General features: G+C 46.5%; 22 protein-coding genes and 1 riboswitch. Of the genes, 18 read left to right on the top strand and 4 right to left on the bottom strand.

The annotated features are described in order from the left end of the window. Window positions 1-13: 13 nt before the first annotated feature. From HP401_RS24510 to HP401_RS24475, 8 genes are all read left to right on the top strand, one after another. Complete coding sequence (locus tag HP401_RS24510; protein ID WP_173606904.1) at window positions 14-1252, top strand: PucR family transcriptional regulator; 1239 nt, start codon at window positions 14-16, stop codon at window positions 1250-1252. Between the two features lie 131 nt (window positions 1253-1383). Continuing rightward, entirely contained in the window at window positions 1384-2508 is a 1125-nt protein-coding gene (gene ald, locus HP401_RS24505) for an alanine dehydrogenase (RefSeq protein ID WP_173606903.1), read from the top strand. A 379-nt stretch (window positions 2509-2887) separates the two neighbouring features. Beyond that, window positions 2888-3979, top strand: coding sequence for a quinone-dependent dihydroorotate dehydrogenase (locus HP401_RS24500; protein WP_173606902.1), 1092 nt, complete (start codon window positions 2888-2890; stop codon window positions 3977-3979). Window positions 3980-4111: 132 nt separating this feature from the next. Beyond that, a riboswitch (cobalamin riboswitch) is annotated at window positions 4112-4305 on the top strand. A gap of 142 nt (window positions 4306-4447) precedes the next feature. Continuing rightward, window positions 4448-5212, top strand: coding sequence for an energy-coupling factor ABC transporter permease (locus HP401_RS24495; RefSeq protein WP_016742902.1), 765 nt, complete (start codon window positions 4448-4450; stop codon window positions 5210-5212). Continuing rightward, entirely contained in the window at window positions 5209-5493 is a 285-nt protein-coding gene (locus tag HP401_RS24490; RefSeq protein WP_016742903.1) for an energy-coupling factor ABC transporter substrate-binding protein, read from the top strand. Before HP401_RS24495 ends, HP401_RS24490 begins: the two co-directional genes overlap by 4 nt. After that, window positions 5490-6287, top strand: coding sequence for a cobalt ECF transporter T component CbiQ (gene cbiQ, locus HP401_RS24485; protein ID WP_173606901.1), 798 nt, complete (start codon window positions 5490-5492; stop codon window positions 6285-6287). The genes HP401_RS24490 and cbiQ overlap by 4 nt, the downstream gene beginning before the upstream one ends. Beyond that, a complete protein-coding gene (locus HP401_RS24480) occupies window positions 6284-7132 on the top strand; it encodes an energy-coupling factor ABC transporter ATP-binding protein (protein WP_173606900.1) in 849 nt (282 codons plus the stop codon). Before cbiQ ends, HP401_RS24480 begins: the two co-directional genes overlap by 4 nt. A gap of 55 nt (window positions 7133-7187) precedes the next feature. Then, the gene (locus HP401_RS24475; RefSeq protein WP_172801895.1) at window positions 7188-7352 is read left to right on the top strand and encodes a hypothetical protein; all 165 of its coding nucleotides are present in this window, start codon (window positions 7188-7190) and stop codon (window positions 7350-7352) included. A gap of 284 nt (window positions 7353-7636) precedes the next feature. Here HP401_RS24475 and HP401_RS24470 read toward each other — a convergent pair whose 3' ends face one another. After that, entirely contained in the window at window positions 7637-8098 is a 462-nt protein-coding gene (locus tag HP401_RS24470; RefSeq protein ID WP_015893161.1) for a DIP1984 family protein, read from the bottom strand. Between the two features lie 198 nt (window positions 8099-8296). On the opposite strand from HP401_RS24470, the gene HP401_RS24465 reads away from it, so the two are divergent. The 7 genes from HP401_RS24465 (at window position 8297) to HP401_RS24435 (ending at window position 14129) form a co-directional block, all read left to right on the top strand. Continuing rightward, window positions 8297-8791 carry a hypothetical protein gene (locus tag HP401_RS24465; RefSeq protein WP_173606899.1) on the top strand — a complete coding sequence of 165 codons (495 nt, stop codon included), beginning with the start codon at window positions 8297-8299 and terminating at the stop codon, window positions 8789-8791. Between the two features lie 29 nt (window positions 8792-8820). Continuing rightward, window positions 8821-9366 carry a hypothetical protein gene (locus tag HP401_RS24460; RefSeq protein WP_137032719.1) on the top strand — a complete coding sequence of 182 codons (546 nt, stop codon included), beginning with the start codon at window positions 8821-8823 and terminating at the stop codon, window positions 9364-9366. A 213-nt stretch (window positions 9367-9579) separates the two neighbouring features. Beyond that, the gene (locus tag HP401_RS24455; protein WP_173606898.1) at window positions 9580-10134 is read left to right on the top strand and encodes a delta-aminolevulinic acid dehydratase; all 555 of its coding nucleotides are present in this window, start codon (window positions 9580-9582) and stop codon (window positions 10132-10134) included. Window positions 10135-10270: 136 nt separating this feature from the next. Next, complete coding sequence (locus tag HP401_RS24450; RefSeq protein ID WP_254457173.1) at window positions 10271-10672, top strand: hypothetical protein; 402 nt, start codon at window positions 10271-10273, stop codon at window positions 10670-10672. A 204-nt stretch (window positions 10673-10876) separates the two neighbouring features. Further along, a complete protein-coding gene (locus tag HP401_RS24445) occupies window positions 10877-13486 on the top strand; it encodes a S8 family serine peptidase (RefSeq protein WP_173606896.1) in 2610 nt (869 codons plus the stop codon). 153 nt (window positions 13487-13639) lie between these two features. Beyond that, on the top strand, window positions 13640-13771 hold the full coding sequence (locus HP401_RS35750; RefSeq protein ID WP_081437273.1) for a YjcZ family sporulation protein: 132 nt from the start codon (window positions 13640-13642) through the stop codon (window positions 13769-13771). Between the two features lie 73 nt (window positions 13772-13844). Beyond that, a complete protein-coding gene (locus tag HP401_RS24435) occupies window positions 13845-14129 on the top strand; it encodes a hypothetical protein (RefSeq protein WP_173606895.1) in 285 nt (94 codons plus the stop codon). Between the two features lie 22 nt (window positions 14130-14151). On the opposite strand, the gene HP401_RS24430 is transcribed toward HP401_RS24435, so the two are convergent. Further along, window positions 14152-14865 carry a L,D-transpeptidase family protein gene (locus tag HP401_RS24430; RefSeq protein WP_173606894.1) on the bottom strand — a complete coding sequence of 238 codons (714 nt, stop codon included), beginning with the start codon at window positions 14863-14865 and terminating at the stop codon, window positions 14152-14154. A 121-nt stretch (window positions 14866-14986) separates the two neighbouring features. Further along, window positions 14987-16405 (bottom strand): type I glutamate--ammonia ligase, encoded by a 1419-nt coding sequence (gene glnA / locus HP401_RS24425; protein ID WP_173606893.1) that lies wholly within the window; start codon window positions 16403-16405, stop codon window positions 14987-14989. A gap of 225 nt (window positions 16406-16630) precedes the next feature. On the opposite strand from glnA, the gene panE reads away from it, so the two are divergent. The 3 genes from panE (at window position 16631) to HP401_RS24410 (ending at window position 19844) form a co-directional block, all read left to right on the top strand. Beyond that, window positions 16631-17560 carry a 2-dehydropantoate 2-reductase gene (gene panE / locus HP401_RS24420; protein WP_173606892.1) on the top strand — a complete coding sequence of 310 codons (930 nt, stop codon included), beginning with the start codon at window positions 16631-16633 and terminating at the stop codon, window positions 17558-17560. 60 nt (window positions 17561-17620) lie between these two features. Then, window positions 17621-18556: a 4-hydroxy-3-methylbut-2-enyl diphosphate reductase gene (locus HP401_RS24415; protein ID WP_173606891.1), complete on the top strand. Its 936-nt coding sequence runs from the start codon at window positions 17621-17623 to the stop codon at window positions 18554-18556. 67 nt (window positions 18557-18623) lie between these two features. Then, window positions 18624-19844: an MFS transporter gene (locus HP401_RS24410; RefSeq protein WP_173606890.1), complete on the top strand. Its 1221-nt coding sequence runs from the start codon at window positions 18624-18626 to the stop codon at window positions 19842-19844. Here HP401_RS24410 and HP401_RS24405 read toward each other — a convergent pair. Further along, complete coding sequence (locus tag HP401_RS24405; RefSeq protein WP_173606889.1) at window positions 19834-20223, bottom strand: cupredoxin domain-containing protein; 390 nt, start codon at window positions 20221-20223, stop codon at window positions 19834-19836. The two genes, HP401_RS24410 and HP401_RS24405, sit on opposite strands and share 11 nt — an antisense overlap. Window positions 20224-20504 lie beyond the last annotated feature (281 nt).

The raw sequence follows: 20504 nt of genomic DNA, 5'->3' as shown, positions 1-20504 counted from the left end.
AAGAGGTGAAAGTGTGCCCGTAGAGCCTAACTATTTTCAACAGTATCAGCATGCTGATATCGACGAATTAGCTGATGTCATTGGAGAACTTTTGCAAAATCCGATTACGGTTGAAGATGCCGATCATAAACTGATTGCTTACAGCTCACACGGAGAAAGCACAGATGAAGCGCGCTGGTCTACCATCATGGGGCGACGGGTACCGGAAAAAGTGCTGACGCGCCTCTGGAAGGACGGCGTATTCCAGGAGCTGTTAACGCACGACAACCCCGTACACATCCCGGCTAAGGACGAAATCGGCTTGGGGAAGCGTGTAGCGATTGCCATTCGCAGAGGGAGCGACGTGCTCGGTTACATTTGGGCACAAGAGGTGAATCGACCAATTACCCAGGAAGATGATGAAATTCTTCGTCAGGCAGCACGTGTAGCTGTCTCGCGTCTCATCCAACGGCAGGGAAAACGCAAGGCGGAAGAACAGCGACGCAAGGAATTTCTGTGGGAGCTGTTGCTGGGGAATCACAGCAGTGAGGCTGGCATTCGCCAAAAAGCGGACACCTTGCAGATGCAGCTTCCGACCTCTTATTTAATTTGTATTATAGAAGCGGCAGGAACCCGTCTAGATCAGTACTTATATCCGTTGTTAATGCGTGACAAGCTGCTATGGGTTGTCGACGGATCACAAATCATCTTATTGATCGGTCTGTCCGATGCGAAAAAAGAGAAGAGCGACGTGCTCATTCGCAAGGTGGAACAGTTCCTCGCAGACTCGCTCGGCAAGCTCGAAGCACATGTCACAGAAGGACGCCAGGTGATTGCCGGGTACGGGAGAGATTACAAGTCTTATACGGATATTGTGAAAAGTTACAGGGAAGCGCTGCATGCACTCAAGATCAAAAAGCTGTTTCCTCAGGAAAATGAAGGGATTCACGGGTACCACGAGTTGGGGATTTATCGCTATTTACTTCAACTGAAGCAGTGGGAAGAGGAGCAGGGCTATCAGAATGAACGGTTGGAAAAACTCAGACAGTACGATCGCGAGAACCAGACCACGCTCTTGACGACTTTGGAAACTTTTTTGGATGCCGCTGGCAAGGTCAACAAGACAGCAGAGCGTTTGCATATCCACATCAATACGTTGAGCTACCGGCTGAGACGAATTGAGGAGATCATGCGTGTCGACCTCGACAATATGAACCAGCGGGCTGCCTTATATTTAGAGTTGAAAATAGCCAAATTAGATAGGGAACAGTAGTTCGTTTGTGAATTTTCACAAATGAAAAGATGCTAAAATTAAAGGAATCTCCAAGGAGTATGCCCGAAGATACGCTGTACAATAATAGTAACCGCAAAGAAATTGGCGTTTCCAAGGAGGACATACTTATCATGATCGTTGGAATTCCAAAAGAAATTAAAAATAATGAGAACCGCGTAGCCATTACTCCGGCAGGTGTAGCTGCTCTGGTACAAAACGGACATTTGGTTCGTGTAGAAACAAGTGCAGGGCAAGGCAGTGGTTTTACGAATGAAGATTACAAGGCAGTAGGCGCTGAGATCGTAGAGACAGCAGCAGAGGCATGGGCGTCTGACATGGTCATGAAAGTAAAAGAACCACTCCCTGCTGAATACGGATATTTCCGTGAGGGTCTGATTCTGTTCACGTATTTGCATCTCGCACCAGAGCCTGAATTGACTCGTGAATTGCTCGATAAAAAAGTGATTGCAATCGCTTACGAAACCATCCAGCTCGACAATGGCGCTCTGCCACTGTTGATGCCGATGTCTGAAGTAGCAGGTCGCATGTCCGTTCAAATCGGCGCGCAATTCCTGGAAAAGCAATACGGTGGAAAAGGCGTTCTGCTCGGTGGCGTACCAGGCGTGCCAAAAGGCGAGGTAGTCGTAATCGGCGGCGGGATCGTAGGAACAAACGCAGCGAAAATGGCGCTTGGACTGGGTGCAAATGTAACCATTATCGATGTAAACGCAGACCGTCTGCGCCAACTGGATGACCTGTTCCAAGGTCGCGTTCAGACGCTGATGTCCAATTCCTTCAACATCGCAAACGCTGTGAAAAAAGCAGATTTGCTGGTAGGCGCTGTACTCATTCCAGGTGCTCGCGCTCCGCGTCTGGTAACAGAAGACATGGTAAAAGAGATGTCACCTGGTTCAGTGATCGTAGACGTTGCGATTGACCAAGGCGGATCGATCGAAACCGTTGACCGCATCACGACTCATGACAAGCCAACCTATGAGAAGCATGGTGTGATTCACTACGCGGTAGCGAACATGCCTGGTGCAGTCGCTCGTACATCTACATTGGCCCTGACCAACGTAACTGTTCCTTACGCGGTACAATTGGCGAACAAAGGCTACGCACAAGCGATTCGCGACAACAAAGCATTGGCAAAAGGCGTAAACGTCATCGACGGAAAAGTAGCTTACAAGGCTGTCGCTGATGCGCATAACCTGCCGTATGCTTCTATCGAAGAAGTTTTGCTGGTGAAAAACTAGCTTCAACGGTAAAAAGCAATGAAGAAACTGCTTGTCCGAGCTTACGGCAAGCAGTTTTTTTATTTAAACTCTCCTCCAAGCTATATAGATCAACCCCTGTCTTGACTCCTTTTAGAAACGTCCCGCGAATTTGCTCGGCTACCTGTTCTTCGGAGCTTTTTTGTACGAAAGCAGGCGTAACTGTACTCAACATTTCACGAACGAACCCCTTTAGTCGTTCACCTTCATGAAAGACTTATCCCCCTGTGTGTGGTGGTGCTGTTAGGATTTGCCTGCTTGATTGGAAATATGTATCACGTATAAAGGTTACATCCTCCCGAAAAAGTATGGTATTCTACTATGAGGTAAAAAGGTAGAAACGGAGTAAGGAGTGCAGCCGATGTATCAGCTCATAAGAAAATATCTGTTCCAGCAAGATGCGGAAGAGATTCATGAAAAGACAATTGGTGCCTTAAGGCTGGTGGAGGATTCTGCTCCAGGCAAAAGCATCCTGAAGATGATCTATCAGGTAAAAGACCAGCGGTTGGAGAATAAGCTGTGGGGAATGACTTTTCCGAATCCAGTCGGACTTGCAGCCGGTTTTGATAAAAATGCAGAAGTTTATCATGCGTTGGGTGCTCTTGGTTTTGGGTTTGTGGAAATCGGGACATTGACGCCACAGGGGCAGCCAGGCAATCCGAAGCCTCGATTGTTCCGATTGCCGGAACATCAAGCTGTCATTAACCGGATGGGCTTCAACAATCACGGTGCGTATTTGGCTTCCCAGCACTTAGTCGATTACGCATACTCAGATGTTCCGATTGGGATTAACATTGGGAAAAACAAAGTAACGCCGAATGAAGAGGCGGCCATTGACTATAGCAAATGTATGGACATGCTCTATGCATACGGTCACTATTTCGTCATTAACATCAGCTCTCCGAATACCCCGAATCTTCGTGACTTGCAGGAAACGGAGAGCTTGCGTCATTTGGTGCGTGCAGTAAAAGAAAAGGCAACCGAAATGGAAGGGCGTTCCATCAAGAAAAAGCCGATCTTGCTAAAAGTAGCGCCAGACATGTCAGATGAGCACATGCGCGATGTTGTTCACGCTGCTGTAGAAGAAGGCATTTCCGGAATTATTGCTACCAATACGACACTGTCACGTGAGGCCGTTTCCGGACATCGATTTGCCGAGGAAGCGGGCGGACTGAGCGGTAGACCTCTTACAGAGCGTTCCACTGCTTGGGTGAAGGAGATTTATCAAGAAGTAGGGGACAAGGTACCAATCATCGGTGTCGGCGGTATTTATAACGGCGAAGATGCCTACGCGAAAATCCGGGCAGGAGCCAGTCTTGTTCAGGTGTATACGGGGATGATTTATCAGGGCCCAGGTATCGCCAAACAAATCAACAAAAAACTGCTCAAGCTCATGCAACGCGATGGTTTTAAACATATTAGCGAAGTAATTGGCGTAGACGCAAAAGAATAGAAAGAATAAGTATGCATAGGTCGATGGCTCCTTTGTAGCGGGTCATCGACTTATGCGTTTTTGCTTATATTCTTCCGATTTATGTAGTGATCCGGTATAATGATGTGGGACAAACATGAATTGTCAGTCAATTGCATATAGTCGGCGTTAGGTGCCTTTATGTGACGCATAAAGGGTAACAGGGAATCGGGTGAAAGTCCCGAGCGGTCCCGCCACTGTAACCAGGGAGCTCTCTTTGAAAAGGAAACCACTCATCTTCGTATGGGGAAGGACAAGGAGCGCATGGATCTGGAAGCCAGGAGACCTACCTAGTAGCCACACCCACAGAACCTTCGCGGAAAGGAGCGGTGAATACGAGGCAATGAGGCTGTCTAGTCAGTCTGTTGTTTTGTGTGCACATCTCGTCCACTGATGGATGGGATTTTTTTGTTTGGAGGAAAGAATGAAAGTCAGTGAAGGAGGATAAACATGAATCGATCTCGTCTCGTATCTACTTGTTTGATGATCGCGGGCTTTGTCTTGTATTTTTTGCTCAATGAACCTGAGACAGGACATGCAATGCACATCATGGAAGGGTATTTGCCATTATCCTGGGCCTTATTTTGGTGGGCTGTGTTCTTGCCATTCTTTATTCTTGGGATTCGCTCGATTAACAAGATTGTAAAAGAACATCCCGAGATGAAGCTCCTTATTGGCGTTGCAGGAGCATTTGCCTTTGTTTTATCTGCATTGAAAATCCCTTCGGTTACAGGCAGCAGCTCTCACCCGACTGGAACGGGCCTTGGCGCCATTATGTTTGGGCCTTTTGCGATGTCTGTGTTAGGGAGTATGGTGCTCTTGTTTCAAGCCTTGCTTTTGGCGCATGGAGGTTTGACTACGCTAGGGGCAAATGCTGTATCCATGGCAGTGGTAGGACCGATGGTGGCATACGGAATCTATCGGTTGATTATGAAAGTGGCCGGAAGTCAGCGGCTGGCGGTTTTTGCGGCGGCGGCTTTGGCTGATCTCGCTACCTATGTGGTGACTTCGCTTCAACTGGCACTCGCATTTCCAGCTGAATCTGGCGGAGTGTTGGCTTCGTTTGCCAAATTCGCAGGAATATTTGCGTTCACGCAAGTACCGCTCGCCATCAGTGAAGGTCTGTTGACCGTTCTTGTTTGGAACTGGTTGTTATCTTATAACGCAAAAGAGCTTACACAGCTTCGTTTGCTCAAACGGGAGGAATCGCTGTGAAAAAAGGATGGAACTGGCTTTTACTCTTGGGGGTAATCGTACTGGCTACTGTCCCGCTGTTGCTGGTGCAGGATTCGGAATTTGGCGGCGCAGACGGCGTGGCAGAAGAAGCGATCAAGGAAATAGCTCCGAACTACGAACCATGGTTTCAACCGCTAATAGAACCGCCAGGGGGAGAGACGGAGAGTCTATTGTTTGCGGTGCAGGCGGCGTTGGGAGCGGGAGTGGTTGGCTACGCCGTGGGCTTGTACAAAGGTCGGTTGGATAAACGCAAAAAATGAACGGGTTGCAGCTTGATTCTCTCTCTTATCAAAACAGGCTAAAACATCTGCCGCCAGCTCATAAGCTATTGCTGGCGAGTGCAATGCTACTGCTCGTCCTGGTGGGACATGTATGGATGCAGATGGCGGTCGTGGTTTGGATGACGGTATGGGTAGTGGTGTATGCCCGTATTCCTGTCCGTATCTACTGTGCCTTTATGATCGTGTCACTCTCGTTTTTCGCGGCGGGGCTCCCTGCACTATTGATTGAAGGGGCGAGAGCAGGAGGAGTACAGGTCCAGGTCGCGGCAGCATGGGATTTGGGTTCGTATGTGCTCTATGTGCCGGTGTCCTCCTTCAGTAAAGTTTGGATCTTATTTTGGCGGACCATGGCGAGCTTATCCTGCTTTGCTTTCCTTTTGTTTACCGTGCCGTTTGCCGAAATCTTGCAGGTGCTTCGCCGGCTTCATATGCCTGTTCTTGTGACTGATTTATTAATGATCATGTATCGATTTATTTTTGTGTTGGTAACGATTTCTCACCAGATCTGGATTGCCCAACGTTCGCGCGGAGGTCATCGCGGCTTCCGGGCGACACTTCGGGATGCAGGGGTTCTCGTTGCGCAATTGTTTGTCAGAGCGATGCGCAAATACGAAGCCCTGCACAAAGGAATGGCGGCAAGAGGTTTCGGGGAGAGCATGCAGGTGCTCTCGTTTCATTCCCATGCCCGCTCGCGCCGCTATGAGTGGGAATCAATCGCAGGCTGTATCCTGCTGGTGCTGCTTGAGTGGTGGACAGGAGGTTGGCGGTTATGACATCACGGTTGTTGGAGTTCATCGATTTGCAGTACACGTATCCAGGAGGGCGGGGACCAGTCCTGTCAGGGCTGTCCTTATGGATTCCAGAGGGGAAAAAATGTGTTCTTTTGGGACGGAATGGCTGTGGGAAGTCGACCCTGTTCTTGCATGGAAACGGGATCATCGAGCCACAGCAGGGACAGGTGCTGTGGAAGGGGAAACCGCTTGTCTACAAACGGGCCGCATTGCAAGAGATGACGCAAAAGGTAGGCTTGGTCTTTCAAGATCCCGAGCATCAGTTGATCGCAAGCACAGTGGGGGAAGATATATCCTACGGTTTATGCAATCAGAAGCTGCCTGTGGACGTAATCCGAGCAAAGGTAGAAAAGGTGCTGGATGCATTCGGGTTAAGAGAGCTGGCTGAAGCTCCGATTCATCATTTGAGCCTGGGGCAAAAACGGAGACTGGCACTCGCGGGGGTCATGGTCATGGAGCCAGAGCTTTTGCTATTAGACGAGCCTACTGCGTATCTGGATCGCTATCAGACCAAAAATTTGCTGCGGGAGCTCGATGCTATTCACCGGCAAGGAACGACTGTTTTGATGGCAACACACGATATGGATATTGCGTTTGAATGGGCGGAATGGATTTGCATCATGGATGAAGGTAGGCTTGTATTCGCGGGAGATCCGCAGGAGGCATTGGAAAACAGAGACATGCTGGAAAGCCTCCATCTGGGTATGCCGTTGCTCGTTGATGTGTGGGAGGCACTGCCTGAGCAGTGGAAGCGAGAGTTGGGCGGAAATATTCCACGTTCGGTCGACGAGCTGAGAAAAATGCTCAGTGTTCAGCGGGTGTGGTGAATGGAGTGGGCGCTTTCGGGTAAGCTAACCCCAAAAAGCCATGGAGGTACGCAGTATGGAACATGACTCTGTCTCGAGTTCATCTGTCCCGAATCATCAGGAAAAAGGAATCCCTCGCCAAGTGAAGGATGAACTGATGTATCAAGTGTTGGAGAAAGACATGACCACCGCTGAACAGGAAAAGAAGATAAAGGATGATTACCTAAAAGGAAAGGCGTAAATTTGCGCCAAGAAGCCCTTCTCGCCACATAAAGGCGTGAAGGGCTTTTTTACATGGAATGATCCCCGTACCCACCCTCGTCTGTCAGACAAAATCAACACACGGTAGTTACAATACCAAGTACGCATTACTCATGTCACATTACTGGGCGTTTTATGTGAGAGAGGGATTTGAACCCTCAGGGTTGCCCCTCGACCCGACCAATGAGTTTTCAACATTAACCCTGTTGAATGGGGACGTGTTCGCCTTTTGCAGACAGACTACCGACTTCCATGTCTCTTACGTCAGGTTTCTTGCAGCTCCGTTAACCAGTTGAATTGTTGTATGCTTGCATCTAGTTCCCGGTACTGCTTGGACAGCTCGTCGACTTGCTTTTGCAACTGGGCAATATTAACAGTCGAGCAAATCTTGACCTCCGAACGGCTGTAGCGATCATGCTTGACTGTAGCTTCTTTGATCAGGTCGGCCAGCTCATTGCGTTTTGAACCGAGAACATCACGTTTGGTTAACGCATCGGAGAGCGTCATTGTTTCGTTAAAGCGGCAAGACGCATTGGTTCGATTGATTTGCTGAACAATACGCTCGAGCTGGTCAAACAACTGATACAGCTCAGATAAGAGATCGTCAGGATTTTCTGGAGGCTGTTCACCTTCCTGGACCTTTGCGCTGCGGTGCAAGCGGTCCCCTAACTGTTCGATTCGCTTTTGATAATCGGCACGAATGATTAACGCTTCCGCGAGTTTCACAACCGTAACCCCCTAAACCAATCTGATAGTTTATACGCTTGTTTGTTTGATAGGTTGTGGTAAAAAAAATAAAATATGGGAAAACTTGATTTTCGCTGAAAAGGTAAGAAGATTTGTACGAATTTTGTAGGGATATGTCCATTCATCACGAATAACGTAAAGAAGGCACTTACTTACAATGGGAGAAGTGATGAGGTTGTGATTTCAACTTTGAATAAGACGCTATGCGTTCAGCAGCTCGTAGAAAAATTAAGAGACAAGCAGCTTCTTCATGTACCAATCGCTGATCTTCGAGAATCCAATATAGTGTTGTATGAATACGTCAATCAGCTCAATGACTCGATTGCGATCATTCCGACTACGATTAATTCCGTCATTACAGGTGTCATCCGCTTCCAGGAAGGGTACTTTATTACCTTGGGCATGCTCATTTGGAAAGACGCCAACAAAAAAGGAGCGTTCAAAGAAGGGACGTTTCTTTTTTACAAGCATGACGCTCAGGATTCGATTGAGGAGTGCGTTCATATTACCAACTCCATCGAAAATCATAATCTGATGGAAAGCCTGTTCTTTGCTTGCTGCGAGAGCAAGGATGGCGATTCCGTTCTTTCCTATTCGCATATCGAGCATGCGATTACATACGGAGAGCTGTATCGTGACATCAAGTCCAAAATCAAAAAAGGGTTTGCGTAATCGCTGCAAAACAGGAGGTGGAATAAACTTTGACATGGCTTCTTTGCTTGCTGCTTGTGACTAGTTCTTCTGGTACTTGGGGAGAGCCTTTGGCGGTCATTCAGAATGAGCTGATCGAGCGCGAGGCACATACATTCGTGGAGCGATTCATGGTGGAAGATCTCGAAAAGCATCCCGATGTCCAAGTGTATATCGTAGCAAAAGGGTACGAGCATGTTTTGAAAAAGGATGGCCAGACAGACGCAGCATTAGTTTCACAGTATGGACTGCAGGATCCCGAGAGAAAAATCGAAGGCATAGATAAGGAAACAATCGAGAGACTTGAAAAGAAATACAACTTGAAGCCACCAGAGCCCGAAATTATCTCATACGATCAGCATATTCTAGTAGAGCGTTTGGAAAAAGACAACAGAATTCGCAATGTGATGATCATCACGGTCATTAGCACACACAATCGGGTAAGAATAGACTTTTTGGATGTTAGAACAGGTAAGTTCCAGTCCGAGAAGAGCAATGGACCGATGTCCTATGATTTTGGTGGTCCAGGGTGGCCGGAAGAGCCAATCAAGAAGTAGGTTTTTGGTAGATGGAAAACCTTTACATTATAGGTTCTGAGTGATATACTGCTTTAAATTTTAAAATTTTCCAATTGAAGAGGAGTTTACCTATATTATGATGACCAAGAAGTAACGTCTTGCCATTCACCAGTTGGCCCGACCCCCTCCACGTAAATGGTTTTGTTTACCCATAAATAAAAACCACTTACAACCAAATGGAGGAATATCACAATGAGTAAACCTGAAATGAATGTTGCCCTAGTAGTCGGTCCGGATACGGACCAGGATAGCCAAGCAATCCGAAATACACTTGAGTATTTTGGAGCTCGCGTCTTTACGTACTGGATTGGTCGACCAAGCGATTTGATCGATGTATTGAATGGCAGCGACCTCTACCCAAATACCGACATGATTATTCTGAATTTCCATGGCGATGAGGGAAGCCTCATTATGCCAGAGCTGGGCGAGGACGTTTACGAGGAAGGAGAACCAAAGGATAATTTTGGTCCTGACGAGGTTAGACGTTTTGCCAAGCTGGATGGAAAAATCGTGTTAGGTAACGGATGCTCGCTGGGTGATCCCAAATTAGCGAAGGCCTTTCTGGAAAGTGGTTGCCATATGTATATTGGGCCAGATGATTACCCGGACGGAAGCTCTGCGCTGATGTTCGCCCTGCGCTTTTTCTACGAGGTAATTCAAAACAAGAAAAGCGTGGAAAAAGCTTTTCGAATCGCAAAAGCAACTGATGAAGAAACCGAGATGTACCAGCTTTATGTAAAAAAGTAATGACAACGCAAAGGGAGCCTTGTACGAGGCTCTTTTTGTGTCGAGAATTGTCAGGCTGTTATTCTTGTTGGTAGTCATATTTTGGATTATGGTAGGAGAGATTTATTTCAATTAAGGGGGAATTTCTTTGAAAAAAATGGCTTTTTTCATAGTGGCTTTCGCCATCATGTTGGCTGGATGTAGCTCCGGGCAATCAACGAATACGGTAGCACCTGTGCCAACAACGCCAGCTGGCACGGCTCCAGCTGAAGCAACCGCGCCAGCTACACCAGCACAAGAAGCGACTGCTCCTGCAGAGACAGAGAAAGCAACGATCACGAAGGGTGAATTTGAACAGATTGAAAATGGGATGAGCTTGGAGGAAGTGAAAAAAATAGTGGGCGGAGAAGGCGAACTGCTTGCTGAGGTTGGGAAAAAGGGAGAGGAAGGACACACGATCGTCTACATGTATAAGGGAGAAGGGTCGATTGGAGCAAATGCGAATTTTTCTTTCCAAGGCGGAATTCTGCAAGTAAAGTCGCAAATCGGACTGCAATAGGGAGAGCGGACCTCGCAACTTGTCACGTCCTTCAATAGGAGATGTAATTGACACTTAGTTACAAAAGTTTACACTAATGGATGATTCAGCTAGAAAACAGGACTCTCTGATAAAATGGAAACAAGCAAATAGAAACCAAGCCACTCGGGACGCCGGGTGGTTTTTTGTTTGCGTTTTCGATTAACAGACTAAAGGAGAGAAAGTATGCGAAAAAAAGAACTGCGGAACAGAGAGTGTTCTAAAAAGATTCCCCAGCGTTATATCGTTAACTTTATCGACGGAGTGAGTGAGAAAGAGCAAGACAAGATCGTAAAGCAATTTGGTGGTAAGGTACTAAAAAAGTTCCGTACACCAGCCTTTGATCGTTTCGCTGTAGTTCATATTGATGATGAACAGGTCGAACAATTGTTATCTCACAAGCTTGTTGAGAGTATTGATCAAGAGGTTCAAGGTCGAGTTCCATCGTCAACTGAAAAAGAGGGTTGGGGAATTCAGGTTGCTATGGCTCGGAACTTTTGGGAGGCTGGATACACTGGTGCAGGAGTGAAAATTGCAGTAATTGACACAGGAATTAATCCTCACGAAGATCTTCCTAATCTCTTGGGAGCATGGAATGTTATTACTGATTCACCTGATAGAACCGATATTTCTCCTGGAGATGGACATGGTACTTGTAGTGCGGGCGTTATCGCTGCGCGAGGTAATAACAATCGTGGAATTAAGGGGGTCGCTTACGAAGCGGAGCTATATTCTATTTGTTGTTACTTTGTGAGGGACAATGAAGCGCGTACAAACACCAGTAATGTTGTCGAAGCACTAGAGTATGCAGCTACTCTTGATATTGATGTAGTATTATGCAACGTACAACTTAGCACAGGTGGCTCTGCACTGCAAGCTGCTTGTGACGCACTGGAGGCTAAAGGGGTACCAATTCTAGCAGCTGCCGGTAATTTTGGGGACCTAGACCCTAATAAGGATACTGTGAGATATCCCGGACACTTTGATAAAGTAATAGCAGTTGGCTCTGTTGAGTTAGGACAATCTATAGAACAATTAGATCGTGTTAATACTTCTGGCAGTGGTCCTTACCTAGATATTGCCAGTTATACAGGTCAGCCAGCTACTACCAAAACGGGAGGATACACTGATGCATACTATGGTACTTCGTGTGCTACCCCGTTTGCCACAGGAGTCATGGCTTTAATCAAACAGGCTTACCCATCTCTAAATGCACAACAATTGCGTGATAAACTGTACCAAGGAGTAACACCTTATGGTACTCAGAATGAATACGGACGTGGACTAATTGGATTGCCAATTTCTCTTCTTCCATCTCCACCAACTTATCCTGTACTGCTTTCATCTACAATGGAAGATTTCTCTGACTCATCTTTCAACTTTAATCTAACAGGGGACTTTATTCTTGGTACTGACCAAGGGCGTACAGTGTTACGAACCCCTCCAATTGATCATTTTAAAAGTGCCTCAAGTAAAATGACATTTCAGGTACCAACCAATGCAATCAATCCTGAGATTAGTATAACAACCAGGGTCGATTCGGGTAGCTATGATACCTTGGTAGTTTTAATTAATGGTATTCCTTTAGTCGCTCATTATGGAATAGATACAAACTACATTACAAAAACTAAATCTCTTCAGCCGGGGGGGAAGTATCGGGTAGATTTATATTGGGAAAAGAGTATGGAAGGAGCTAAAGGATTAGACGCAGCTTTTATTGATAGCATAGCAGTTACCTTCACAACCAACGGTAGTGGCGGAGGAACTCCAGGAGATACTTTCACCAACCCTATTGTGGTTTCTGGAACGAATGCAAGTGGAACCTTGCAGGATACAAAAGATTTATACTTCAAATACACAGCACCAAACACTGGTAGTTACACATTCACCACTACAGCTTCGTTTGATTCTTACATGCAACTATTAGACAGTTCCCAAAACATCTTGGCTCAAGATGATGACGGTGCAGGTAGCTCGCAACCTAAAATCATATATTCGCTTTCCGCTGGTCAAGTGGTGTACTTGAAAGTTTACGGTTATAACCATGGAGCAGGAAAATACGGTCCAATTACATTGAACATTACACCAGCTTCTTCTGGGTCTGCTCCTGGAACTCCTAACTTGACAGTAAGTTCTCCAACAACGTCTAGCTTAACCTTGAACTACTTTGCATCAGGTGCTACCACTTATGATATCTATCGTAATGGTGTTCGTATCGTAGCAGGAACTACTCAAACCAGTTATCAAGACACAGGTCTTTCTGCAAATACGACCTACAGCTATTTTGTCATCGGGATTAACAGTTATGGAACCACAACTAGTACCTCAGTATATGGTACAACCTTGTCAAGCAGTGGCGGTGGAGTAACACCCACAACTATCCTAGAAGATTTTGAAGATGCTAACATGAACTTTAATTTCTCTGGAGATTGGACGCGAGTAACTAGAGGATATCAATCCACTTACGCTTTTATCAGTACAGTACCAGCTGTAGGAGCGTCTTCTTCGACTCAATTTACCGTTTCCGTCCCAGCGGGTGCAACTACTGCACAGTTGAAGTTCAATGCCAGATGTGACTCTTCCAAAAGTACAACTCCATTATGCGACCTCCAGGTTTTCGTTAATGGCTCTCTTAAACTTACACTCCCTGCAAATGCCACCACATGGTATGTAGATCAAGTTGTGGCACTTGGTACTGGTGACCAAACAATCAAATTCCAATGGAACCGTAACAATAATAACACCTCCTTCTTAAGACAAGCGATCATTGACTCCGTAGAGGTAAAGTGGTCATAAAGTAAATTAGACCAGTAATAGATTGAGCCCAGACTCTAATAAGTAGAGTTCTGGGCTCTATTTTTTGTACGAATAAAATCGGAGGCACTTGCGAAAAAGGGCGCAGGCAAATGCTTGCGTCCTTTTGCTATTAGGTGAGGGTACAGGCAAATCATGAGAAAAGCGCATAGAGTAGTGTGTCTAAGGAAAGGGGGAGACAGAATGGGTTTCTTTGATGGCTTCGATGACTTTGCTCTGATCCTGGTCCTTTTCATTTTGTTGGTAATTGTCGGTTGTGATTGTTAGGGTAACAAAGTAATGCAAAGGGACATACAATCCCTTTGCATTATTCATTTACGAATGGAGGTGAGGAGGAAAATTGGCTAGAAAAATCAATGGTTTTACCCCTGAGTTCTCTGACTGGCTCAAGTCAAATAAGGTTTCGGTCAGAAAGCTGCAAAAAAATCCTGAATCCCTTGGTCAGTATTATCAAGAGTGGGCAAAAACAAGCCGTAGGACGAGAAAAGAGTCTCGACCTCCAAGGGTTTCCAATCTAAACCTTGATATGGGTACCATTTTAAATGGTGTACGCATAGCAAACGAGGTATTCAGAACGTTCCAAGGAGCAAATGGGCTTGGAAGTATGTTTAAAAGGTTCATGTAGTGATCATGAATCTTGTTGGGAGCTATTCCAGCAGTCCCAGCTCTTGGTAAACCTTGCTGGACACGACACCGTTTGGTATTAATTTTCGATCCCGTTGAAATTTCTTTAGAGCCGCAGTTGTCGAGGATCGAAACTTGCCATCGCATATTCCGTGATAATAACCAGCGCTCTTCAATCGAGATTGAATGAGCTGAACATCTCCACCAACGTCTCCCTCGGCTAAATCTCTAGGATCGTGGCTCAGGTCCCCTAATACATGACCATAAATCGTTACTTTTGTTCCGAGTGGAATCATCTTGAACAGTTCGATGACGTCGTTATTTCGCATGCGGATACAACCATGGCTCAAATGCTGTCCGATGGAATATGGCTTGTTTGTGCCGTGGATGCCATAAATTCCCCAAGGGACGTTTAAACCTAACCATCGTGGACCGAATGAGGGTCCCCAATCTTTTCCTTTGTATATGACTTTGTATTCTCCAACTGGTGTAGGAGTAGAAGGATTACCAACGGCAACGGGATACGTTTTTATTGTTTTCCCATGCTTTTTGACAATTAACTTGTGTTTCCTGGGATAAACCTCAAGTGTAAAAATCCCTTGGTCGCTAATGATTGGTAACGAATGCTCGGCGTAAACAATTTTTTGACCGATTTCAATTTCTACAGGATAGCTAATGGTTAAGAGAAGAATGGCAGCAAAACAAAAGAGCAAGTGGGTTATCGTTCGATTCACCATTGTCTATGTTCATCCGATCATCTGTTTTTTTCACAGTACAACTTTAATTTGTGAATGGAAACAGCATTTTATTCGGGACAAAGTGAAAGCCCTCCTCATTAGAGAAGGGCTGTTTCTTTGTTTATAGGTCGTAATACAGCTCATACTCTTTTGGATTCACTGTCCGCTCGACTTGTTCAATCTCACCACGTTTTTGTGCAATCCAGCCTTCTATTACTTCTTTTGTGAAAACATTCCCTTCGAGCAAGAAATCATGGTCTTGTTCCAATGCGACAAGTGCTTCTGTGAGAGAGGCGGGAGCGCTCTTGATCTCGTGCTTTTCCGCATCGGACAAGTCGTAGATGTTTTTATCCATTGGCCCAAAGCCCAGTTCACGCGGGTTGAGCTTGCGCTTGATGCCATCGAGGCCAGCCATCAGCATGGCGGCAAAAGCCAAGTACGGGTTAGCAGTAGAGTCCGGAGTGCGGAACTCAATGCGGGATGCTTTTGGCGTAACGGCAGCAATCGGAATCCGAACGGCAGCAGAGCGATTTCCTTTGGAGAAGACCAGATTCACTGGTGCTTCGTAGCCGGGAACCAGCCGCTTGAACGAGTTGGTGCTTGGGTTAGTCAGGGCGATCAACGCAGGGGCGTGGTGCAAAATACCACCAATGTAGTGCAGCGCAGTCTCGCTCAGGTTTGCGTAACCGCCTTGCTCATAGAACAACGGGGTATCGCCGTTAAACAAGCTTTGGTGAACGTGCATGCCAGATCCGTTGTCTCCAACGATTGGTTTTGGCATGAAGGTAGCAGTTTTGCCGTGTTTGGCAGCTACATTACGCACGATGTATTTGAATAGCAATAAATTGTCTGCTGTACGAGTCAGTGTATCAAAGCGGAAATTGATCTCACCTTGACCGGCTGTTGCCACCTCATGGTGATGGCGCTCGACATGCAAGCCACATTTTGTCATCAGCGTGCACATTTCATTGCGGATATCCATTTGGGAATCGGTTGGTTGAACAGGGAAGTATCCGCCCTTGTTGCGTACCTTGTAGCCGAGGTTTTGTCCTTCTTTACCCGTATTCCAGAAAGCTTCTTCTGAATCGATGTGGAAGAAGGAACCAGACGGACCAGAGGCATAGCGTACGTTGTCAAAGAGGAAGAATTCGGATTCAGGGCCAAAGTAAGCAGCGGTAGCGAGGCCGGATTGTTGCAAATAGGCTTCAGCCTTGAGGGCAATGCCGCGAGGATCGCGTGTGTAGACGGTGTTGTCTGGGTTGACGATGTTGCAGATGATATTCATGGTTTTGGCTTCTACGAAAGGATCGATGAAGGCGGTTGCTGGATCGGGCATTGCCACCATGTCGCTTTCTTCAATGGACTTGTAGCCGATTAGACTGGAGCCGTCAAATGCGACGCCATTGCGGAATGTTCCTTCATCTACCGCGTAGGCAGGAACGGTGACATGGTGTTGGCGGCCGAGCAGGTCAACGATTCGAAAATCTACATATTCCACTTTTTCCGCGTCAATTGTGGACAGGACTGTTTTCATATCCAACAAGATTCACTCCATTCACGAATTAAAGTTATGAATTCACTATCAACGTTCGGTTTTTGCTTGGTTTTTATATTTTGAATTATATCGACAATTATTATTGTTCGTCAAGAGGTTTTCTTACTTTGTTTGTTAGGTTTTCTAACATTATATTGTGGGGTTTAGAAAATGGTTACTTTCTAATAAAATGTAGACAAACCAAGACTTATAAACGCGGAGGCGGTATAGATGAAGGTTCTCGTACTGGGAGCAGGGGGCATTGGCGGTTATTTTGGTGGCAGGCTGGTTGAATCGGGAGTAGATGTAACGTTTCTTGTGCGTGAGCGTAGATACAAACAGTTGCAGGAGCGAGGCTTGCGCATTCAGAGCATCCATGGAGATTTGCTTTTGGAGCAGCCACAACTGATTCAAGCAGGGGAGGAAGCAGGACCATTTGATGTTGTGCTGTTATCCAACAAAGCCTACACGCTGGAAGATAGCGTGGATGCCATCGCTCCGTACGTAGGCGAGGACACAGTCGTCATTCCGCTGCTGAACGGAATTGCGCATATGGAAGTGTTGTGGGATCGTTTTGGGCGGGAGCGCGTGCTCGGGGGTCTTTGTTTCATTGAAACGACGCTGAATGCTGATGGTGATGTCGTGCAGACAAGTCCTATTCATGATGCGGTTTTCGGTGAGTGGGAAGGTGGCAAAAGTGAGCGTGTAGAGCGAATGGAGCAAGCTTTTTCCAAGATCAACGGAACGATGCGTGCAAGTACAAATATTCAACGGGAAGCCTGGCACAAATACTTGTTTATTGCGACGTTTTCCGGTATTACCACACTGATGAATTCCGCTGTTGGACCGATCCGGGAATCGGCTTGGGGTGTAGAGCTGACACGTCAGCTCGCAGACGAAATCGCTTCTGTCATGAACGCTTTGGAGGCACCAATCAAGCCAGATATCGTCGATAAACAGATGGAGACTTTCCAAAATCAGCGTCCTCAAACGAAATCGTCCATGCTGCGCGATATGGAAAAAGGTCTTCCGGTGGAAGCAGATCATCTTCAAGGCTACCTCTTGGAGCGAGCAGAACAAAAAGGCGTGTCCACACCGCTTTTAAAAGTTGTCTACAATAATCTGAAGGTTTACGAACAGAAGCGTGCAGGAGACAAATAAGGTATAATATTGGGTGAAATGTCTTTCGCTTACGCATTATAAAAAGTAGGAGGGGTAAAGATGGAAGTCATCAAGATTTCCCCCCGTGGATATTGCTACGGTGTGGTAGATGCCATGGTATTGGCACTGCGAACAGCGCAAAACTTTGACTTGCCCCGCCCGATTCATATTTTGGGCATGATCGTACACAATGCTCACGTCGTCGAGGCGTTTGAAAAACAAGGGATAAAAACATTGGATGGAGAGGATCGGCTGGCTCTCTTGGATCAGATTCAGGAGGGAACGGTCATCTTCACGGCCCATGGCGTGTCTCCTGAGGTGCGCAAGAAAGCGCGCGATAAAGGCTTGACCGTTGTCGACGCGACTTGCCCAGATGTAACGAAGACACATGATTTGATCCGTGAAAAAGTAGCGGAAGGCTATCATGTGCTCTACATCGGGAAAAAAGGACATCCAGAGCCAGAGGGTGCAATGGGGATTGCGCCGGATCACGTACATCTGGTTCAAAAGCTGGAAGAGCTGGACGCACTCGATCTGCCAACAGACAAGCTGATCGTTACGAACCAGACGACCATGAGTCAATGGGATGTCAAACATCTGATGGACGCCATTCTTAAGCGTTTTCCTGGCGTGGAAGTGCATAATGAAATTTGTCTCGCTACGCAGGTTCGTCAGGAAGCTGTAGCGGAGCAGGTAGGAGAGGCTGATTTGTGCATCGTCGTAGGCGATCCGCGCAGCAACAACTCCAATCGTTTGGCACAGGTCTCAGAAGAAATCGCGGATGTTCCGTCGTATCGAATCGCTGACTTGTCAGAGCTCGACATAGAATGGCTGCGTGGAAAGAAAAATGTGGCAGTTACTTCTGGCGCTTCGACGCCGACTCCATTGACGAAGGAAGTCATCACCTTCCTGGAGCAGTTCGATGAGTTCAACCCGGCTACATGGGAGAAAAAACGGACCGTCAACATGGCGAAAATATTGCCAACGGTAAAATAAATCATGTAGGCATGCTCTGTGTTATGTTTTCTTACACGGTTAATTAACCTCAAAATAGGAGAGTTATATGCCAGAATCACTTTCCGGTTTCGGGCTGGGGGGCGCAAAAGGCAGGTACGTAAGTCTTTGCGCCCTTTATCTTTTTATTTACTACGGGTTTGGCGCTTTTGCTCCGCTCATTACGCAATACTACGAATCCATCCATTTAACTGGGACCCAAATTGGTCTCATCAGTGCAGTTGCGCCGATTGTTTCCATCGTGGCACAGCCGATGTGGGGTATGATCTGTGATCGCTATCAAATTCGCAAAACTGTGCTGATTCTGACATTGACCATCACCGGATTGGTGGGACTCCTCTTTACGGGTGTCTCCACTTTTGTCTACGTTTTCTTGCTCTACATATTGTTGTCGTTTTTTCAAAGTGCTGTTGTTCCCATCTCTGATAGCTTGGCTCTTGGTTATGCCAAGGGACATGGCATTCAGTTCGGCGACATTCGCTTGTGGGGAGCAATCGGCTTTGCACTAGCGGCATTCATCACGGGTCTTCTCGTTGAGCAATGGGGGCCACATGTTCTTTTTTACTCGTTTTGCTTTGCGTTTCTGATTGCTATTCTGTTTCTTCGGAAGGTTCCGGAAGAAGTGACAGAGGCTTCGCGGTTTCGCGTCAGTATGCTTGCGGGGATAAGGGATTTGGCACGAATTCCGCGATTTGCGTTGTTCTTGATTTCATCGTTCTGCATGATGGGCTCTGTAAACGCCAATAATATTTGGTTTTCCCTGTTTTATCAGGATATCGGAGGGACGGTTGCAGGAATCGGTCTTGCCTTCTTGTTGTTTGCAGGCAGTGAGGCTCCTTTTATGAAGCTGGCCGGTTATATTGTCCGCAGGTGGGGACTGGAGTTGACGCTCTTGCTATCGGCGATTTTTTGCACGATGCGCTGGTTTTGGTATAGCTCCGCTCCAAGTACCACTGCCGTGATTGCCATGTTCTTTGTGCAGGGGATTTCAGTAGGCTTTTATTTGGCAACGGCAGCCCAATTTGTGCGCGAAAATACACCCGCATCCCTTCAGGTGACGGCGCTGGCCATCTTCTTTTCAGTGGGAGGCGGGCTTGGTTCGATGTTTTGCAATTTGGTAGCAGGGTGGATTAAAGATTCGTTTTCGGTGCTCGCTATTTATTTGTTTTTTGGAATCATCACCGCGATCGGGATCATTCCTCTGCTCATGATAAAATTCGGACGGTGGAAGCAAATCTCACCAGACGAAGAAGTGCAAGCTAGTCAATGACGAGCATGCCTTGGAAGCCTGTTTCTGGATAGCCAGGTGCGTCTGATACGAAATGATACCGACCACGTTTGGCGGCTGAAAACTGTAAGAGAGTCGATTGAGTCGGCTTCAATTCTGTGGATGTAAGGTTTAGATCACGAATGGATAGATTGTGAGGGCGCGTATCGGTGTTGACGATCATCAACGAGACTTGCTCTCCTTCGTGTGCAGTCAATTGATTGGGCAAAAAGCCAGCGCTAGAAATCGTAACGGTATGTGTCCGTGTCGCGATCGCGTACGAAGCGGGCAGGCGATGGTGATGATGTGTCCAAAGTAGCGTTAATGTCACAGCCAGAGCGATGATTGGATAACGAAGCTGCCGATACCAGTGACGAGACATTTTGTTTTCAACTCCTTTGAGGACAATAGCATGGGAAGTTACTATTATCCTGTCCTCGGAGTGAGGGGGATAAACACTTTTTCCCTATTAGATTGAAGAAGGGGTGGAAAAACGTATCTTTCCCTGTCATGCAAAATAAAAAAGACTGTTGATAATTGATTCAACAGCCTTTTTTATTTTGTATTTTTTGTAACCTTTTGCTATTTCTTACGATTAATTAACATTGAAAAAATACGGGAGGATGTAAATGATGAAAAAGCTAAAGAGAGTGATTTTTTCGC

Source organism: Brevibacillus sp. HB2.2 (assembly GCF_013284275.1).
Taxonomy (GTDB): Bacteria; Bacillota; Bacilli; order Brevibacillales; family Brevibacillaceae; genus Brevibacillus; species Brevibacillus brevis_D.
The sequence above is the reverse complement of the archived record's forward strand: the minus strand, read 5'-3'. Positions and strand labels throughout refer to the sequence as shown.

Coding starts and splice junctions, on each gene's coding strand:
- ald (WP_173606903.1), top strand. CDS start 1,384: ATGATCGTTGGAATTCCAAAAGAAATTAAAAATAATGAGAACCGCGTA.
- HP401_RS24500 (WP_173606902.1), top strand. CDS start 2,888: ATGTATCAGCTCATAAGAAAATATCTGTTCCAGCAAGATGCGGAAGAG.
- HP401_RS24495 (WP_016742902.1), top strand. CDS start 4,448: ATGAATCGATCTCGTCTCGTATCTACTTGTTTGATGATCGCGGGCTTT.
- cbiQ (WP_173606901.1), top strand. CDS start 5,490: ATGAACGGGTTGCAGCTTGATTCTCTCTCTTATCAAAACAGGCTAAAA.
- HP401_RS24480 (WP_173606900.1), top strand. CDS start 6,284: ATGACATCACGGTTGTTGGAGTTCATCGATTTGCAGTACACGTATCCA.
- HP401_RS24475 (WP_172801895.1), top strand. CDS start 7,188: ATGGAACATGACTCTGTCTCGAGTTCATCTGTCCCGAATCATCAGGAA.
- HP401_RS24455 (WP_173606898.1), top strand. CDS start 9,580: ATGAGTAAACCTGAAATGAATGTTGCCCTAGTAGTCGGTCCGGATACG.
- HP401_RS24450 (WP_254457173.1), top strand. CDS start 10,271: ATGGCTTTTTTCATAGTGGCTTTCGCCATCATGTTGGCTGGATGTAGC.
- HP401_RS24445 (WP_173606896.1), top strand. CDS start 10,877: ATGCGAAAAAAAGAACTGCGGAACAGAGAGTGTTCTAAAAAGATTCCC.
- HP401_RS35750 (WP_081437273.1), top strand. CDS start 13,640: ATGAGAAAAGCGCATAGAGTAGTGTGTCTAAGGAAAGGGGGAGACAGA.
- HP401_RS24430 (WP_173606894.1), bottom strand. CDS start 14,865: ATGGTGAATCGAACGATAACCCACTTGCTCTTTTGTTTTGCTGCCATT.
- panE (WP_173606892.1), top strand. CDS start 16,631: ATGAAGGTTCTCGTACTGGGAGCAGGGGGCATTGGCGGTTATTTTGGT.
- HP401_RS24415 (WP_173606891.1), top strand. CDS start 17,621: ATGGAAGTCATCAAGATTTCCCCCCGTGGATATTGCTACGGTGTGGTA.
- HP401_RS24410 (WP_173606890.1), top strand. CDS start 18,624: ATGCCAGAATCACTTTCCGGTTTCGGGCTGGGGGGCGCAAAAGGCAGG.
- HP401_RS24405 (WP_173606889.1), bottom strand. CDS start 20,223: ATGTCTCGTCACTGGTATCGGCAGCTTCGTTATCCAATCATCGCTCTG.